The sequence below is a fragment of the Desulfoferula mesophila genome, from assembly GCF_037076455.1.
GTDB classification, from domain to species: Bacteria; Desulfobacterota; Desulfarculia; order Desulfarculales; family Desulfarculaceae; genus Desulfoferula; species Desulfoferula mesophila.
Map to the genome: position 1 here is coordinate 2023699 of NZ_AP028679.1, position 17735 is coordinate 2041433.

General features: G+C 55.4%; 14 protein-coding genes and 4 pseudogenes. 17 read left to right on the forward strand and 1 reads right to left on the reverse strand.

What is annotated here, in order from left to right:
- Positions 1 to 35 precede the first annotated feature (35 nt).
- The 13 genes and pseudogenes from AACH32_RS08995 to istB (AACH32_RS09055) all read left to right on the forward strand — a co-directional run.
- Positions 36 to 1079 (forward strand): annotated as a pseudogene (locus AACH32_RS08995) (AMP-binding protein); the annotation flags it as partial.
- 126 nt (positions 1080 to 1205) lie between these two features.
- Positions 1206 to 1523: a class I adenylate-forming enzyme family protein gene (locus AACH32_RS09000; RefSeq protein ID WP_338606654.1), complete on the forward strand. Its 318-nt coding sequence runs from the start codon at positions 1206 to 1208 to the stop codon at positions 1521 to 1523.
- Between the two features lie 387 nt (positions 1524 to 1910).
- Entirely contained in the window at positions 1911 to 3155 is a 1245-nt protein-coding gene (locus tag AACH32_RS09005; RefSeq protein WP_338606454.1) for an ABC transporter substrate-binding protein, read from the forward strand.
- 33 nt (positions 3156 to 3188) lie between these two features.
- Positions 3189 to 4103, forward strand: coding sequence for a branched-chain amino acid ABC transporter permease (locus tag AACH32_RS09010; protein WP_338606455.1), 915 nt, complete (start codon positions 3189 to 3191; stop codon positions 4101 to 4103).
- An 80-nt stretch (positions 4104 to 4183) separates the two neighbouring features.
- Positions 4184 to 5071, forward strand: a complete 888-nt coding sequence (locus tag AACH32_RS09015; RefSeq protein WP_338606456.1) for a branched-chain amino acid ABC transporter permease — start codon at positions 4184 to 4186, stop codon at positions 5069 to 5071.
- Between the two features lie 16 nt (positions 5072 to 5087).
- Positions 5088 to 5831 carry an ABC transporter ATP-binding protein gene (locus AACH32_RS09020; protein WP_338606457.1) on the forward strand — a complete coding sequence of 248 codons (744 nt, stop codon included), beginning with the start codon at positions 5088 to 5090 and terminating at the stop codon, positions 5829 to 5831.
- Entirely contained in the window at positions 5831 to 6532 is a 702-nt protein-coding gene (locus AACH32_RS09025; RefSeq protein WP_338606458.1) for an ABC transporter ATP-binding protein, read from the forward strand. The genes AACH32_RS09020 and AACH32_RS09025 overlap by 1 nt, the downstream gene beginning before the upstream one ends.
- Before the next feature lie 78 nt (positions 6533 to 6610).
- Positions 6611 to 7714 carry a Zn-dependent alcohol dehydrogenase gene (locus tag AACH32_RS09030; protein WP_338606459.1) on the forward strand — a complete coding sequence of 368 codons (1104 nt, stop codon included), beginning with the start codon at positions 6611 to 6613 and terminating at the stop codon, positions 7712 to 7714.
- Positions 7715 to 8074: 360 nt separating this feature from the next.
- Positions 8075 to 8785, forward strand: coding sequence for a GntR family transcriptional regulator (locus AACH32_RS09035; protein ID WP_338606460.1), 711 nt, complete (start codon positions 8075 to 8077; stop codon positions 8783 to 8785).
- A 375-nt stretch (positions 8786 to 9160) separates the two neighbouring features.
- The gene (locus AACH32_RS09040; protein ID WP_338606461.1) at positions 9161 to 10522 is read left to right on the forward strand and encodes a phenylacetate--CoA ligase family protein; all 1362 of its coding nucleotides are present in this window, start codon (positions 9161 to 9163) and stop codon (positions 10520 to 10522) included.
- Positions 10523 to 10614: 92 nt separating this feature from the next.
- Positions 10615 to 10776: pseudogene (locus AACH32_RS09045) on the forward strand (transposase); the annotation flags it as partial.
- A gap of 191 nt (positions 10777 to 10967) precedes the next feature.
- Complete coding sequence (gene istA / locus AACH32_RS09050; protein ID WP_338598786.1) at positions 10968 to 12437, forward strand: IS21 family transposase; 1470 nt, start codon at positions 10968 to 10970, stop codon at positions 12435 to 12437.
- Positions 12434 to 13210, forward strand: a complete 777-nt coding sequence (istB, locus tag AACH32_RS09055) for an IS21-like element helper ATPase IstB (RefSeq protein ID WP_338598784.1) — start codon at positions 12434 to 12436, stop codon at positions 13208 to 13210. The genes istA (AACH32_RS09050) and istB (AACH32_RS09055) overlap by 4 nt, the downstream gene beginning before the upstream one ends.
- A 109-nt stretch (positions 13211 to 13319) precedes the next feature.
- Here istB (AACH32_RS09055) and AACH32_RS09060 read toward each other — a convergent pair.
- Positions 13320 to 14428 (reverse strand): IS3 family transposase gene (locus AACH32_RS09060; RefSeq protein WP_338598789.1). Its coding sequence is split into 2 segments (ribosomal slippage): positions 13320 to 14176 and positions 14176 to 14428, totalling 1110 coding nucleotides; the frame shifts between segments, so codons are not numbered across the junction.
- Between the two features lie 91 nt (positions 14429 to 14519).
- Here AACH32_RS09060 and istA (AACH32_RS20975) point away from each other — a divergent pair.
- From istA (AACH32_RS20975) to AACH32_RS09075, 4 genes and pseudogenes are all read left to right on the forward strand, one after another.
- Positions 14520 to 15227: pseudogene (gene istA, locus AACH32_RS20975) on the forward strand (IS21 family transposase); the annotation flags it as partial.
- Positions 15201 to 15845, forward strand: coding sequence for a Mu transposase domain-containing protein (locus AACH32_RS20980; protein ID WP_434062354.1), 645 nt, complete (start codon positions 15201 to 15203; stop codon positions 15843 to 15845). The pseudogene istA (AACH32_RS20975) and the gene AACH32_RS20980, both read left to right, overlap by 27 nt.
- Positions 15842 to 16618: an IS21-like element helper ATPase IstB gene (gene istB, locus AACH32_RS09070; RefSeq protein WP_338599592.1), complete on the forward strand. Its 777-nt coding sequence runs from the start codon at positions 15842 to 15844 to the stop codon at positions 16616 to 16618. Before AACH32_RS20980 ends, istB (AACH32_RS09070) begins: the two co-directional genes overlap by 4 nt.
- A gap of 106 nt (positions 16619 to 16724) precedes the next feature.
- Positions 16725 to 17716 (forward strand): annotated as a pseudogene (locus AACH32_RS09075) (IS3 family transposase); the annotation flags it as partial.
- Positions 17717 to 17735 lie beyond the last annotated feature (19 nt).

A 17735-nucleotide genomic window follows, 5' to 3' on the forward strand; every position in this document is an offset into this window, starting at 1 on the left:
CCGCCTTGTAAAATGTTGAGCGCGACCGCGGTTTCACCTTTGGCCAACTCCATGAGTTAACCAACCGTGTTTGTCATGTGTTAGAAGGCAAGTTCGGCCTGAAGCAGGGCGACTGCTACGCCATTCTGCTGGAGAACGATAACATGGGTATCTTCCACCTATGGATGGCCAAGGCCCAAGCCACTGCCTTATGGCTGGGCATCATGGACTCCGTAAAGGAGCATCTGCACCAGATCGACTGGGTGGGCGCCCGGGTTATGTTCATGGAAGAGCGCCTGGTAGACGAGTATTATGATCAAATGCGGGCTCGCCAAATCAGGATGGTGGTTATGGACAAGCCCAGCATCCCAAGAGAACATCTATATTATTTTTGGGACCTACTTCAAGAGGCTTCTGGCGAGGACCCCCATTGCCAGCAGTCCTACGAAGACTCCAGTCAGCACGTAGCCATCCTACGTTTCACTGGTGGCACCACCGGCCAAGCTAAATGCACGATGTACAGCATAGCCAATATGTACAGCGCGGGATTAAATCCCATCCACTACATAGAATTGTTCCCCTTTGCCAAACCCAGGGGCTTACTGTCCACTCCCATCACCCATGCGGCTGGGGCAATGGTGCTGCCTATCCATTTCAAGGGTGGAGAAATCATTACTCTAAACCAATCGGACATTAATCTCATGTGTCGGGTAGTCGAAAAGCGCCGCGCCCATATGATTTACACAGTACCCACTGTGCTCTATCGGATGCTGGACATGGGATTGCCCGAAAAATACGACCTAAGCAGCCTGCGCACAATCCGCTACGGCTCCTCGCCGATCTCCCCGGCCAAGCTGGAGGGACTGTTAAACCAGTTCGGCCGAATATTCGTGCAGGGCTATGCTTCCACAGAGTGCTGGCCTCCGGCCACGATTCTGGGCCGAGATGAGCATGCTTTTGATACCGAACAGAAGCGCCGGGTACTCAAATCCGTGGGTTCCCCGGTGCCAGGGGTGGAGGTGCTGATTTGTGACGAGGACGGCCACGAGATGCCCGTCGCCAAAGAGGGCGAGATTTGGATTAGGGGCGGCAACACCATCGTCGGCTACTACAAGGACCCTGAGCAGACCGCGTCCAATTTTACACCCAATGGATACTGGAAATCAGGCGACATCGGCTATTGCGACGAAATGGGCCGAGTGTACCTTGTGGACCGCAAAAAAGACATGATTATCACCGGTGGGTTCAACGTCTATGCCCAGGAGGTTGAGAACGTGCTCAACTCTCACCCGGCCGTCCAGAATTCAGCCGTTGTTGGGGTACCCCACGAATACTGGGGCGAGGCGGTATGTGGCGTTGTGACTACCAAGCAGGGTACCGAGGCTTCGTCAGAACAGATCATAGCTTTTTGCAAAGAGCACCTGACCCGCTATAAGGTCCCCAAAAGCATCGAGTTCGTGGACCAACTCCCCTTGAGCGCGGTAGGTAAGGTGCTGCGTCGGGAAGTGCGCAAACAATTCAGGACTAGGGAAAGCGGGGCATAAACCAGCTCCCATCATGCCTACCCCACTTGACGATTTTATCATTCCAAAACCCAAGTTTTTTCGCTTTTGTAACGCATCGCGGAATGTTGTCGCATTTTTACGCCAAATGGTTAGTTAGTGCTTGACTTGGAAAAATTAAATTAATTATAAAATATAAAAATAAATCAACAGATGAAAATACGAAATTTTTTCAAATCATCAATGATGTATACACCTCCTGAGAGATTAGGGTCACAAGTTATACATGTGATGTTCCGAATCCATTGAAGAGTAAGGTTTCTGCACAATATAGGCCGATACCAACTACAAGGTGAACCTGCAACTTGTCTGGTCTCAGCATAGACAAGTTACAGGTAAGAGTTTGTTTCTCACTTAGGAGGAGAATTTATGATTAAAGCAACCAAGGTATTAGGAATCATTGCGGTGGTGATTGCATTGGTGGCCGCGATAGGTTTGACCCCCACCGCGGTCATGGCCGAGAAAAAACCCATTAAAATCGGCTTCATCCACACCATGAGTGGCCCAATTTCGATGTATGGGATCACCTCAGCCGCAGGTGCCAAAATTGCGGTGGAGGAGATCAACGCGGCTGGCGGTGTGTTAGGCAGGAAGTTGGAGTTGATCGTTCGCGACGATAAGGTAAACCCGGAGGCGGGGTTGCGCGAGGCCAAGGACTTGGTGCTCAAGGAGAAAGTAGACTTCCTAGCAGGCACCATTAGCTCGGGCGTGGGTATGGCCATCTCTGGTTATGCAAAGCGGGCCAAAAAAATCTATATGATCAACATCGCCCAGAGCACCCGCATTACCGAAGAGAAATTCAACAAATACACCTTCCGGTTCACTACCAACGGCACGCCTTATTTTGGCAAAGGTCCGGCCATCGCTTTGGCCAAGACCTACAAGTCCAAAAAGATCATATCCTTGGGTTACGACTATGAGGCAGGTAAAAATGCACTGAAGGAGTTCAAGGATACCTATCTCAAAATGGTTCCGGATGCCAAGATCATAGATGAGCTCTGGGTTCCTCTGGGCTCCACCGACTTCACCGCCCACATCGCCAAAATAGCCAACTCCGGTGCTGATGCCTTCTACCTGGCATCCATCTACGGTGGCGGCGAGCTTGCCTTCACCAAGCAGGCCTGGTCATTTGGCCTCTACGACAAGATGAAGGCGGTGCAGCCCTGCGCTGGCGACGTGGAGACCTGGGGCAAGGTTAAGCAGGGCGACCCTTACCCCAAGAACGCCCTGGCCACTTGCCGTTACCCCTTCTGGGCCATTAAAGGCGAGCAAAACGCCAAGTTCGTGAAGCAACTTCGCGAGATGACCGGTCTATGGCCTTCCTACGGATCCATGGACGCCTACGTGATTGTTTATGCTATCAAGGCAGCGGTAACCAAGGCCGGCACCACTGATACCGAAAAAGTCATCAAGGCCATGGAGACCTTGAAGATGGATACCTTCGTGGGACCAGTTGAGATGCGTGCCTATGACCACCAGGCTATGATGCCTACCTGGTATGGCATCATGCGCTTTACCCCCGATCTGCCTTTCCCCCACATCACCGATGTGGGCAAGCTAGGGGCGGAGAGCTATCACACTATAGACGAGATCAAAAAAATCCGCGGCGAGTAGAGCCTCAATGCTAAAGGTCGGCGGGCGGGGTCCTTGCTCCGCTCGCCGATCACACACGATAGGTGTCACGTGACTTTAGAAGCATTCGCAGGTCAAGCTCTGGCCGGGATCAGCCTGGGCATGGTCTGGTTTCTAATCGCCGCGGGGTTGTCGATCATCTTTGGCACCCTCAAGGTCCTCAACTTGGCCCACGGCAGCCTGTACATGCTGGGCAGTTTCTGTTGCTACCAGGTGACAGTGAGCTTGGCTGGTGTACCTGGCAACTTCTGGCTCGCGGTGCTGATCGCCCCCCTAGTTGTGGCTTTAGTGGGCGGCATCATCGAGGTCTTTTTGCTACGTCCTATCTACAAGGCCGAGATGATATATCAATACATCCTGACCTTCGCCCTAGTGCTGATCATTGCCGAGGTCTGCAAGATGATCTGGGGTACTGGCTACCATAGCGTCAAGGTTCCTTGGCCCTTTCAGGGATCGGTTGGTATTTTCGGGCTATCTTTCCCCATCTACAACTTGTTCCTCATCGCCATGGGGCCCTTGGTTTTCATCGGCCTTAGAACCCTGATAAACAAAACCGATTTGGGACGCAACATACGAGCGGTAACTGAAAACCGGGAAATGGCCAACGCCTTAGGCACCAACGTGCCGCGGGTCTACACCGGCGTTTTCATGTTGGGCGCCTGGCTGGCCGGATTGGCCGGTTCGTTGTGGCCGCCGGTTTCAGTTGTGATGCTGGGCTCGGACATGGCTGTGGTGATCGACTGCTTCATCATAGTGGTCATCGGCGGGCTGGGCAGCTTGGCCGGGGCCTTTGTGGGCGCCCTTATCCTGGGGCTTACAACCGCCTTCGGTCTCTATTTGATACCCAAGTTGGCCGTAGCCTTCGGATTCATCCTGATGATTATTATTCTGATAATTCGCCCCTACGGCTTGATGGGGGAACCAGAATGACAACGGTGGGCATGAATCGAATTTCTTTGCTGGGTACCAGCCCCCGCAACGCCGTGATGCTGACTGGCGCGATGATCGTAATGGTAGCGCTTCCATATTTCTTGGGTCAGAGCTGGCTGAGCATCACCACTGAGATGCTTATTCTGGCCCTGGCCGCCAGCGCCCTGAACATCATGCTGGGCTACACCGGCATGGTTTCCTTCGGTCCGGCGGGCCTGTATGCGGTGGGTGCCTATACCACCGGCGTATTGATGGAAAAGCTTGGCTGGGGCATGCTGCCAGCCACCTTGGCCGCTCCGGTCATGGCCGGTCTGGTCGGCGCGTTGGTCGGCTGGTTCTGCGTGCGGCGTTCGGCAGTGTACTTTGCTCTTCTGACGTTGGCCTTTTCCCAGGTCATCTGGACCGTGATTTTCCAGTGGTATTCGGTAACCGGAGGCGACGACGGCTTGGTTTCAGTGCCCGTACCCGATTTTTTCTTCGAGGTCACCAACTGCTACTACTTCATGCTGGCCGTGGTGAGTGTGTGCCTGTTTGCCATCTGGAAAATCGTCAACTCCCCCTTCGGCATGACCCTGCAGGCCATCCGGGAAAATTCCAACCGGGTTGAGTTCATCGGGGTAAACGTCAAGCTTTACCAATTGGCTTCCTTCGTCATCTCAAGCATGTTTTTGGGTATTGCGGGAAGCATGTACTGTGTTTTCAGCGGTAGTGCCTTCCCGGACTACGCCTATTGGGTCAAGTCGGCCGACATGCTGGTGATTTGCCTATTGGGCGGTATCTACAACTTCTTCGGTCCCCTGGTGGGCACCGTGGTTTACACCGTGCTGACCAAGATCATTTCCGAGTACACCATGCACTGGCATCTGATCCTGGGAGGCATCATAGTGCTCATCATCCTGGCCATGCGAAAGGGCGTTGTAGGCACCTTGTCCGCATATTGGGCCGGCCGCAAGAGCGAGGCTGCCTAGGGAGGGGTTTAAAACCATGCTGTTGGAGGTAAAAGGGCTCAGCAAATCCTTTGGGGGGCTCAGCGCTGTTTCCGAAGTAGATATAACCATCGGCCAGGAAGAGCTGGTTTCCATAATCGGGCCTAATGGAGCGGGTAAATCCACTCTGTTCAATCTGATCACCGGCCACATCCGCCCGGACAAGGGCATCATCACCTACAAGGGCGAGGATATCACTGGCCGCAAGCCGTATGATATTTCTCGTAAGGGTATAGGGCGTTCTTTCCAAAAACTTAATATTTTTCCACGCTTAACAGCGTTTCAAAACGTTCAGTCTTCACTGTTCTCGGCAAAAAAGATGAACCGCAACCTTTTCTCCGATTCCTACCAAATGTTGGGCGACGAGGTAGAGAAGATACTGCAGAGCGTGGGGCTGGGGGGACAGTCGGACACCCTTGGCGGCTTGCTAGCCCATGGAGACCAGAAGAGGCTGGAGTTGGGCATAGCTTTGGCACTAGACCCTGATCTTTTGCTGCTGGACGAGCCCACTCAGGGAATGAGCCCTGGAGAAACCGTGGAAACCACTGAGTTGATCCGGGACCTGGTGCGGGCCAGGCACATCAGCCTCGCTTTTGTGGAGCACGACATGAGCGTGGTGTTCGGCATTTCCGACCGAATCAATGTTTTGCACCAAGGCATGCTTATCTTCAGCGGCAAGCCTGAAGAGGTCAAGGCCAACGAAGAGGTTCAGCGGATCTATCTGGGTAAGGGTGAGAAGTAGTGTTTCTCAAAATAGAAAACATAGACACCTATTACGACGCCACGCACATCCTCTTTGGGGTGAGCCTGGAAGTGGCCCAGGGAGAAACGGTGAGCGTGTTAGGCCGCAACGGTGTGGGCAAGACCACTTTGCTCAGGAGCATCATTGGCCTGACTCCGCCCCGCAGGGGAAAAATCTATTTTCAGGATTGCAGGATAAATGGCCGCCAGCCGTTCCAGATCGCCCGTCAGGGCGTGGGCTTCGTACCCGAGGACCGAGACATCTTCCCCAATCTCACGGTGAAGGAAAACCTGGAGATGGGGGTGCAGAAGAACAGCCAGCGCAGCGGCTGGGACCTAGACAAGATTTTCAGGCTGTTCCCAATCCTCAAGGAACGGCGCAATCAGTGGGGGGGCACCCTTTCCGGGGGCGAGCAGCAGATGCTCACCATTGCTAGAACTCTGATGGGCAACCCAAGCCTGCTGTTATTGGACGAATTGTCAGAAGGTTTGGCTCCCCTGGTGGTGAGGGCCATTAAGGAACAGATCCTGCTAATACAAAAGGAGGGCGTTACCATTCTTATTTCCGAGCAGGATTCCTCCTTTGTCTTGGACGTATCCAGTCGGTCATATATTTTGGAAAAAGGCCAGATATGCTGGCATGGTCAATCCCAGGAACTGCGGGATGACCCTACAGTTCTGGACCGTTACCTGGGGGTGTGAGGGACGGTGGAAAGCATTTGGCACAAGCGATGATCTAAAAGGGGTCAATTAAGACCCCCACAAAGGGGAGCAGCTATCATGAAGACTACTGGCGCAGTTTTGTACAAGCACAATAGTCCCCTAGTAATAGAAGAACTGGAGTTGGATCCGCCTCAAAAAGGCGAAGTGCTGGTAGAGATGAAGGCAGCCGGGATATGCCATAGTGATTTGTCGGTGCTCACTGGCGTATTTCAGATGCCTCCCTTGCCCTGCATACCCGGGCACGAGGGTGCGGGCATCGTGCGAGAAGTGGGGCCCGGAGTGGATAAGGTCAAACCAGGTGATCACGTGATGATTCTCTGGGCGCCCTCTTGCGGCCATTGCTTCTTTTGCCAGCATGAGCAGCCCTACATGTGCGATTTCCGCCAGTTCACTCGCGGCGGCATGATGCCCGACGGCACCCACCGCCTAAGGAAGGGTGACATCAACATCTTCAACATGACCGGCGTGGGGACCTTCAACCGTTTCAACGTGATGACCCAAAACTGCGTGTTACCCATCGACAAGGATATACCCTTCGAGATCGCCGCCCTCACCGGGTGCGGGGTGATCACCGGGGTTGGCGCTGTGCTCAACACTGCCAAGGTCAAACCCGGAAGCAGCGTGGTGATTATCGGCAGCGGCGGCGTGGGCATCAACGTGATACAGGGCTCCGTTTTGGCCGCGGCCACCAAGATCATTGCGGTGGACCTGCTGGACAACAAGCTGGAGATGGCCAAGAAGTTTGGCGCCACCCACACCATCAATCCCAATAAGGAGAATGTGGTCGAAAGGGTCATGCAACTCACAGGCGGCAGGGGCGCAGACTATGCCTTTGACGTGGTGGGCAGCCCGCAGTTGGTGGCGCTGGGCGTGGACGTGATCCGCCGCGGTGGCAAGGTAATCATGGTGGGAATGGGTCCGGCGGACCAGAAGCTGGACCTCCCCTTGACCCCATTGCTGGTCATGGAAAAGTCGCTGATTTCCTGCTACTACGGCTCCAGTGACATGTGCACCGATCTAACCATGCTGCTGGATCTATACAAGATCGGTCGTTTGGACCTAGATTCCTTGATCAGCAATCGCTACAGCCTGGAGGACATTAACCAGGGCTTTGCCGACCTGGTGGCTGGCAAGAACTTGCGAGGTGTGGTGGAAATGTAAGGCGCTCGGCCGGAGTAGTCGGGTCGATGTTTTGACGCAAAAAATATACTTGGAGGGAGGTGCGCTCCCAAGACGTCAGACTATGTAAGCTGCACTTGCGATGATTTAATAGGTAGTCGAGAAAATGCGACTAATTCGGGTAGCACCTTTCGCATAAAAGGACGGGGCTAATTTCGATGGGTGTCTAACACCAGAGTTTAGAACCGCACAGTGATAGACAGAACCTTAAAGGTAAGATAAAAATTAATTGTAAAAATTATTATATAAACAACTCAATAATTTTATGGAGTTGTTTAATATGTTTAATTTTTACGGGGCCGTTGATGATACTTATTATTCCGGGGAGTGAAAGCGTAGAAAATGCCCAATACTGGCAAAAGCAAAAAGGCTGGCTCCCGCAAAGGCGTAGCCATCGAAGAAGCCTACCAGCGGATCAAGGAGATGCTCTATCTCAACCAACTCGCACCGGGTCAGAAGATCCATGGCGAGGACATGTCACGCAGGCTTAACATCTCTGTGACCCCGGTCATCCAGGCCCTGAACCGCTTGGAGGCTTCCGGCTTGGTTGAATATGTGCCCAACAAAGGCTACTTCTTGGGCGAAATAAACGAGCAGGAAGCTAAAGAACTCTATGAGGCCCGGGAGGCCTTGGAACTCTACATTATCCCGAAGGTGGTGGAGAACATCACCAACAAGAAATTGGATGAGGTGCGCCGGACCTTCGCCCGCCAGAGGGGAGAAAAAAGTGACCAGGCCCGCAGGCAGTTTATCCTGGTAGATGCTGAGTTCCACCTGCGCATCGCCAAGATATCAGGCAATGAAGTTATCTACCGCCTGCTCAAGGACGTCTTTGAGAAGATTTTCCTGAAGTATCGTCCGGAGTATTTACACAGCGACACCTTCAAAGGCATCTATAAGGAGCACAAGGAGCTTTTGGAGGCACTGCGCCAAAAAGACGTGGAGCGGGTCCGCGAAATGACCCGGGATCACTTGGCCGCAGGCGCTGAAAGGATCATCCAGAGCTTGCGCAACCAATCCGGCGGCGAGGATATACTTAACATGGACTTGTAGAAATCGCTGAGGTTGCCCCTACCAAGCAGGTCGCCATTCCAAACCACTTTTGAATAGTGGGCCGGACCGCGACCTTACGGCTAGGCCCGCTTGGTCTACCCCTGGATGGCCGCAGCCCTTAGCAAGTTGTGACATCCCACCCGAGAGGCTAAGAAAAGTACGGCCGATACGCCTACCCAAGCTAGGTCGCTGGGTAGCTGGGGTACGATAACAGGAAGACAGTGCGGAAAATAAGCCACCGGCGAACCAAGGGAAGCCGTCAGGAGCCATACAGATCATTTTTTAGATCACCAGCTTCCTGCTGCTTCCGTGGCCTTCCTGCCAAAGTGTGGCAAGGAGGCACTGAATGATTTGAAGCGAGAAAGGCAAGTTTTAATGAGCAAATATTTCGCGAACCTGGATCTAAATTCATTGTCGCCCGAGGAAATTTGCCACTACATGGAGGAACGCCTTCGCGCCCAGCTGCCATATTGCTATACGAACTCGGAATTTTACCGGCGCAAGTTCCAGGAGTGCGGAGCCGACCCCCGCGATATCAAGACCTTGGAAGACCTTCGAGCCTTGCCCATATTCATGAACAAGGACCAGGAGCGCCTGAATGCGGTTGAATCCCTTGAGCGCGACGGCCACCCCTTCGGCACCCACTTGTGCATCGATCCTCGTGATATCTATGTGACCGCCACCACCTCGGGCACCACCGGAGTACCTACATTCACCTATTCCCTGACACGCGAAGACGTGGACAACTTCGCTCCGGCACTAGGCCACCGTTTCGTCATGAACGGTTTGCAGTATGGCGATCGCGTGCTGTTCATCTTCGCTCTAGGCATCTATGCCACTACCATCTCTCTGTTCGGATTGCGTAGTGTTGGGGGAGTGCCCATCGACGTGGATGCACGGGCGGGGTCAGAACTAATGCTGCGCTTCGCTGCCCAGACGCGGCCCAGGTTCATGGCCACCACTGTGTCACTCGCTGAATATTTAATCGGCAAGTCCAAAGGCATCATAGGTAGGGAGGTGGGAGACCTGAAGTTTGCGGGCGTGTTCGTTACCGGTGAGGTAGGGGTAGCCATACCTGAGGTGCGTCAGCGCCTAGAAGAAGCCTACGGCTGCCCGGTGTACGACTACTGGGCTCCGGCAGGCCACGCCATCGCTATTACCTGCGGCTCGCGCGAGTATCTGGGCCTGCATGCCGTGGCCCCAGACCTGTGCACAGCCTTCCATGATTTGGTAGATCCGGACACTAAAAAACCGGTAGCCATTGAGGACGGCGCGGTGGGGGAGATGGTGGTCACCTCACTCAAGCGTCAAGCCGCTCCTCTTGTCAAGTTCGCTACCGGCGATGTGGTACAGCTTTCCAACCAACCTTGCCCCCACTGCGGCTTCCCGGGCCACAGGGCCCGGATCATTGGTCGGGCCGACGACATGCTGGTGGTAAAAGGGGTGAACATTTACCCCGCAGCCTTGAAAAAGGTTGTGGAATCCTTCACTCCGCAAGTGACCGGAGAGATGCGGGTAGTGCTGGAAACTAAACCCCCACGGGTGGTGCCCCCTCTCAAGTTGCGGCTGGAGCGTTCGTCCCAAGTGAGCGACGAGGATCTGGCAGGCCTCGCGAACCATATTATTAAGGCCATGCACGATCAGCTAAAGATTCGGCCAGTAATCGAGTGGGCCGCACCGGGCAGTCTGGAAAAGTCTACTCGCAAAACTCCCCTGTTTGAAAAACGCTACATATAGGGAATTGCATGGAGGCCTCGGCTCTGTACTGATCCACCCCATTTTTGGCGGACACCCAGTTAAGCGAGTAAATTGCTTAACGGAGGTGATCCATGACCGATGAGAAGAGTCGGAGGCAGGTAAGCCGTCGGCGGTACTCGGACGAGTTCAAGACAGAAGCCCTTGGCCTTGCCGAGCAGGTGGGGGTGTCTAGTGCGGCGAAGCAGCTTGGCCTGCATGAATCTCAGCTTTATGCCTGGGGCAAGAAAGCCCGGTATGAGGCGATGTAAATGGCGGTCCAAAAGCGAGACGATTTTAGTGGCGGTTGAAAACCGTGACACATTGATTCAGTTTTCTTCAGGTGTTTTGGTGCGATGGAGGCCATGGTGGCTTCCAGGCCAGGACTCTCTGGAGGAGCGGAAGGGGTGTACACGGACATGGATCAATGGGCCCGGATCAGACTTGAGTGCGCGATGGCCAGGCGAGCAAGCGCGAGTTAATGCGTAGAGAGGGCATCCATTGGGATACCCTGCAAAAGATTCAGAATTTTCCCGAGCCTCCCGGATACCGGCTCAGCACCCCCCGAGCCAAGCCCAAGCTTGGCCCCTACCTTGAGTTGATCGCCCGGATCATAAAAGAGGACAAAAAGGTTCCCAAGAAGCAAAGGCACACGGCCACGCGCATATATCACCGCATCAAGGAGGCGGGTTATCAGGGCAAGTACACCCAGGTAAAGGAGGCGGTGCGCGCAATCAAGCGCGTGAGCCAGGAGGTGTACATGCCCCTGGTCCATCGTCCCGGCGAGGCGCAGGTGGACTTTGGCTATGCCCTGGCCAAGGTTTCCGGGGAGCTTCGCAAGATAGCGCTTTTTATCATGGCCTTGCCGTACTCCGATGCCTTTTTCGTGGCGGCCTTCGACAAGGAGTGCAGCGAGAGCTACTGGGAAGGGCATGCCAGGGCGTTCGAGTTTTTCGGTGGGGTGCCCCACCGGATCAGTTACGACAATAGCAAGGTCCTGGTTTCCAAGATCATAGGGCCTCATGAGCGCAAGCTGACCGATGGTTTTCTCAAGCTGCAGAGCCATTACCTTTTTCGGGAGCATTTTTGTCGGGTGCGGCGTCCAAACGAGAAGGGCGTGGTGGAAGGGGTGGTCAAGTACGCCCGGCAGAATTTTTTGGTGCCAGTGCCCCAGGTGAAGGACCTGGCCGAGCTCAATGCCATGCTTTTAAGGCAGTGCCGCGACGACATGAAGCGCCGTTTGCGTGGCAAGGGCGGTAGCAAGGCCGAGGTTTTGCAGGAAGACCAGACAGCCTTTGTCCCCCTGCCTCCCTCCCGCTTCGATGCCTGCCGCAAACAGCCTACCCGGGCCAATTCATTGTCCCTGGTCCGCTTCGACGACAATGACTACTCGGTGCCGGTGGCTTGTGCCCACCATGAAATTGTGGCCAAGGGCTATGTGGATCGGGTGGTGCTCTGCCACCATGACGTGGTGGTGGCCCGCCACTCCCGATCCTGGGGCAAGGAAGGGGTGTTTTTCGACTACCGGCATTATCTGCCCTTGCTGGAGCGCAAGCCTGGCTCCCTGGACCACGCCCGCCCCCTGGCTGACCTAGATCTGTCTGAGTGCTTTGAGGTCTTGAGGCGGCGGCTGGTGGCCGGGGAAGACATGCCTGGCCAGGGCACCCGTAAATACATAAAGGTCCTACGTTTGCTGGAGGACCACTCCATGGCCAGACTGAAGCGGGCGGTGGAGCAGGCATTGTACGCGGGAGCCTATGCCCCGGAGGCCATTGTCCACCTGCTGGAGCCGCCATCATCAGGGCCCGCGGCCACCTTCCTGCTGGACGGTCGTGAGCACCTGGGCCGAGTGAGCGTGGCCGGGCCCGATATCACAGTCTATGACTCCCTCCTCGCGCAGGGAGGGGCGCTGTCATGAAGGACCAGGACAAACCCACCGTGCTCTTGGAGTACCACCTCAAAAAGCTGAAGCTGCCCACCATTCTCCGGGAATACGCGGCCATGGCCAAGGTCTGCAGCCAAGACCGCTCCGATTACATGACCTACCTGCTGCGCCTGACCGAGCGGGAGCTTCTGGACCGCGAGAAGCGGGCAGCCGAAAGGCGCATCAAGCAAGCCGCCTTTCCGGTGATCAAGACCATGGACACCTTTGATTTCAAGGCACAGCCCTCCATCAATCAGCAGCTGGTCAGGGAGCTGATGAGGGGCGAGTACATCGCCAAAAAGGAAAACGTGCTCCTGATCGGAAACTCCGGCACCGGCAAGACCCACCTGGCCAGCGCCATGGCCTTTGCGGCCTGCGCCCAGGGAAGCAAGGTGAAATTCTACAGCGCCACCGCCCTGGTCACAGAGCTCATGGAATGCCGCGAGGAAAGACGTCTGCAACGCCTGCAGAAACAGCTCCAGCGCCTACACCTGCTGGTCATCGATGAACTGGGCTATGTGCCCTTCTCCAAGATAGGCGCTCAAATGCTATTCGAGGTGGTGGGTAGGGCATATGAACAACAAAGCCTCATGATCACCACCAATCTCCCTTTCCAGCAATGGACGGAGGTCTTCGGCTCCGAAAGACTCACCGGTGCACTGCTGGACAGACTGACCCATAGGTGCCACATCATCGAGGCCAATGGAGAAAGCTACCGGCTCCGCCAAGCCAAAAGACGATCCCAGGCAAAGCCCAAAACCAACTAAGGCAAGATCATGATTGACAGCATGAACAACAGGACTATATCTCTAAAACAAGTGTCACGGTTTTAGACCGCCAACTGTCCCGCACTTACTCCGCCATTCACACCCCCGATTAGTGCCAGTCAACAGTAGAAACTTCAGGTGAATTTATAGCGAGGTATTCGGCTGGTGTCAGGTTGCCGAGGGACTCATGAGGGCGTTCCTCGTTGTACTCCTTGAGCCAGCGATCCGTGATTTCCCGCACCTCGCTTAGACGGGAAAATATGTAAAGGTCCAGCACCTCTTCCCGATAGGTCCGGTTGAAGCGTTCAATGTATGAATTCTGGGTGGGCTTGCCGGGCTGAGTGAAACCCAAATCGATACTATGCTCCTCGGCCCATTGGGCCATAGCTACACTGACCAGCTCCGGGCCGTTGTCCAGCCTCAGCCTGGACGGGTAGCCCCGCCAGGCAGCGATACGCTCCAGCACTCGGATTATCCTTTGGGCGGGGAGATTGACGTCCACCTCTATGGCCAGGGCCTCTCGATTGAAATCATCCACCACATTAAAGGTCCTGAATCGCTGGCCGCCATACAGGGCATCGCTCATGAAGTCCACCGACCAGCAGATATTGGCCAGATCCGGCACTGCAAGCGGCTGGGGATCACGAGTAGGCAGGCGCTTCTTACCCTTCCTGCGAAGGTTTAGCTTCAGGGCGCAGTACACTCGGTACACCCGCTTGTGATTCCAGCCATGTCCATCCCGCCGAATTACTTGAAACAGTTTGGCAAAGCCGTATCTGGGATATTTGTCTGCCAGCGAAGTCAGCGCCTCGATGATCGGACCATCGTCGCGGGGCTTGGGTCGGTAGGCATAAACCGACCGGCTCAGCCTCAGGGCGCGGCAGGCCCGGCGAATGCTCAGACCGTGCTCTTTGCACATGAACTTAGCCAGATCGCGCCGACCCGCTGGCCTTATATTTTTCTTTCGATGACGTCCTTCAGAGCCCGATTCTCAAGGCTCAAGTCGGCGTACATCTGCTTTAGACGCCTGTTTTCTTCTTCAAGCTCCTTGAGCCGGACGATGTCCGAGGCCTCCATGCCCCCGTACTTGGACTTCCATTTGTAGTAGGTGGCGCTGCTGACACCGTATTCCCGGCAGACCTCCTTGGCGGTCCTGCCCCCTTCCACCTCTTTCAGAATTTTGACGATCTGAGTTTCGCTGAATCTGGTCCTGCGCATCGTGAAGAGTCCTCCTTGCAGACCTCAGTCTGCCAGAAGTCTCTACCTCAAACTGGCCCTATTTTAAGGGAGGGTTACACTTGGCCCCTACCTTGAGTTGATCGCCCGGATCATAAAAGAGGACAAAAAGGTTCCCAAGAAGCAAAGGCACACGGCCACGCGCATATATCACCGCATCAAGGAGGCGGGTTATCAGGGCAAGTACACCCAGGTAAAGGAGGCGGTGCGCGCAATCAAGCGCGTGAGCCAGGAGGTGTACATGCCCCTGGTCCATCGTCCCGGCGAGGCGCAGGTGGACTTTGGCTATGCCCTGGCCAAGGTTTCCGGGGAGCTTCGCAAGATAGCGCTTTTTATCATGGCCTTGCCGTACTCCGATGCCTTTTTCGTGGCGGCCTTCGACAAGGAGTGCAGCGAGAGCTACTGGGAAGGGCATGCCAGGGCGTTCGAGTTTTTCGGTGGGGTGCCCCACCGGATCAGTTACGACAATAGCAAGGTCCTGGTTTCCAAGATCATAGGGCCTCATGAGCGCAAGCTGACCGATGGTTTTCTCAAGCTGCAGAGCCATTACCTTTTTCGGGAGCATTTTTGTCGGGTGCGGCGTCCAAACGAGAAGGGCGTGGTGGAAGGGGTGGTCAAGTACGCCCGGCAGAATTTTTTGGTGCCAGTGCCCCAGGTGAAGGACCTGGCCGAGCTCAATGCCATGCTTTTAAGGCAGTGCCGCGACGACATGAAGCGCCGTTTGCGTGGCAAGGGCGGTAGCAAGGCCGAGGTTTTGCAGGAAGACCAGACAGCCTTTGTCCCCCTGCCTCCCTCCCGCTTCGATGCCTGCCGCAAACAGCCTACCCGGGCCAATTCATTGTCCCTGGTCCGCTTCGACGACAATGACTACTCGGTGCCGGTGGCTTGTGCCCACCATGAAATTGTGGCCAAGGGCTATGTGGATCGGGTGGTGCTCTGCCACCATGACGTGGTGGTGGCCCGCCACTCCCGATCCTGGGGCAAGGAAGGGGTGTTTTTCGACTACCGGCATTATCTGCCCTTGCTGGAGCGCAAGCCTGGCTCCCTGGACCACGCCCGCCCCCTGGCTGACCTAGATCTGTCTGAGTGCTTTGAGGTCTTGAGGCGGCGGCTGGTGGCCGGGGAAGACATGCCTGGCCAGGGCACCCGTAAATACATAAAGGTCCTACGTTTGCTGGAGGACCACTCCATGGCCAGACTGAAGCGGGCGGTGGAGCAGGCATTGTACGCGGGAGCCTATGCCCCGGAGGCCATTGTCCACCTGCTGGAGCCGCCATCATCAGGGCCCGCGGCCACCTTCCTGCTGGACGGTCGTGAGCACCTGGGCCGAGTGAGCGTGGCCGGGCCCGATATCACAGTCTATGACTCCCTCCTCGCGCAGGGAGGGGCGCTGTCATGAAGGACCAGGACAAACCCACCGTGCTCTTGGAGTACCACCTCAAAAAGCTGAAGCTGCCCACCATTCTCCGGGAATACGCGGCCATGGCCAAGGTCTGCAGCCAAGACCGCTCCGATTACATGACCTACCTGCTGCGCCTGACCGAGCGGGAGCTTCTGGACCGCGAGAAGCGGGCAGCCGAAAGGCGCATCAAGCAAGCCGCCTTTCCGGTGATCAAGACCATGGACACCTTTGATTTCAAGGCACAGCCCTCCATCAATCAGCAGCTGGTCAGGGAGCTGATGAGGGGCGAGTACATCGCCAAAAAGGAAAACGTGCTCCTGATCGGAAACTCCGGCACCGGCAAGACCCAGCTGGCCAGCGCCATGGCCTTTGCGGCCTGCGCCCAGGGAAGCAAGGTGAAATTCTACAGCGCCACCGCCCTGGTCACAGAGCTCATGGAATGCCGCGAGGAAAGACGTCTGCAACGCCTGCAGAAACAGCTCCAGCGCCTACACCTGCTGGTCATCGATGAACTGGGCTATGTGCCCTTCTCCAAGATAGGCGCTCAAATGCTATTCGAGGTGGTGGGTAGGGCATATGAACAACAAAGCCTCATGATCACCACCAATCTCCCTTTCCAGCAATGGACGGAGGTCTTCGGCTCCGAAAGACTCACCGGTGCACTGCTGGACAGACTGACCCATAGGTGCCACATCATCGAGGCCAATGGAGAAAGCTACCGGCTCCGCCAAGCCAAAAGACGATCCCAGGCAAAGCCCAAAACCAACTAAGGCAAGATCATGATTGACAGCATGAACAACAGGACTATATCTCTAAAACAAGTGTCACGGTTTTAGACCGCCAACTGTCCCGCACTTACTCCGCCATTCACAGGCGAGCCGTAGCGAGACCGAAAAGGCACTGGCCATCGATAATGCCAGGCTCAAGCGCCAATTGGCCAAGCAGGAAGAGGATCTGGCCCTGTTAAAAAAGGCGGCCGCGTACTTCGCGAAAGGCCTGAAGTGAAGTACGCATTTATACACAAGCATGTAGGCCAAGCCAGCATCCGAGTTCAGTGTGAGGTTTATGGCGTGTCGCGTAGCGGCTATTACGCTTGGCGGCGCAGGCAAGATCACCCCCGCCGAAGACAGTTTGCCCGTTATCAGCTGGACCAGTTGGTGGCAGAGGCCTTTGCCGCTCGTAAGGGCCGTAGCGGCTCGGTGGGGCTTACACTTGACCTTGATGAGTTGGGCCACAAATATAACCGCAAGACCGTAGCAGCCAGCATGAAAAGGCAGGGGCTGGTTGCCAAGGCGGCTAAGAAGTACAAAGCCACCACCGACTCGGATCAAAACTTGCCGGTGGCCCCGAACCACCTGGAGCAGGATTTCAGCGCCCATGCCCCGAATCAGAAGTGGGTCTACGATATCACCTACCTTTGGACCGGCGAGGTCTGGCTGTACTTGGCCGTGGTGCTTGATCTTTTCTCACGCATGGTGGTTGGCTGGGCAATGGATAAGCGCATGAAGGCCAAGATAGTCTGCGATGCCCTGCAAATGGCCCTTTGGCGGCGAAAAATGCCCAGAGGCATGATGGTCCACTCGGATCGAGGCAGCCAGTATTGCTCAAAGCAGTATCAGGCCCTTGTGGCCAATCACGACTTGACCCCCAGCATGAGCGGCAAGGGCAATTGCTATGACAATGCCTGCGCCGAGAGTTTCTTTCACACTCTCAAGGTGGAGATGGTCCACGGCGAGAGCTTCGCCACACGTGAAAACATGCGTCGGGCCATATTCGAGTATATTGAAGTGGACTACAACCGATCCAGAAGGCACAGCGCCAATGGCTACATCAGCCCTCTGGCCTTTGAACATAAAATGGTCGCTTAACGAATTGTCCGCTGGTACT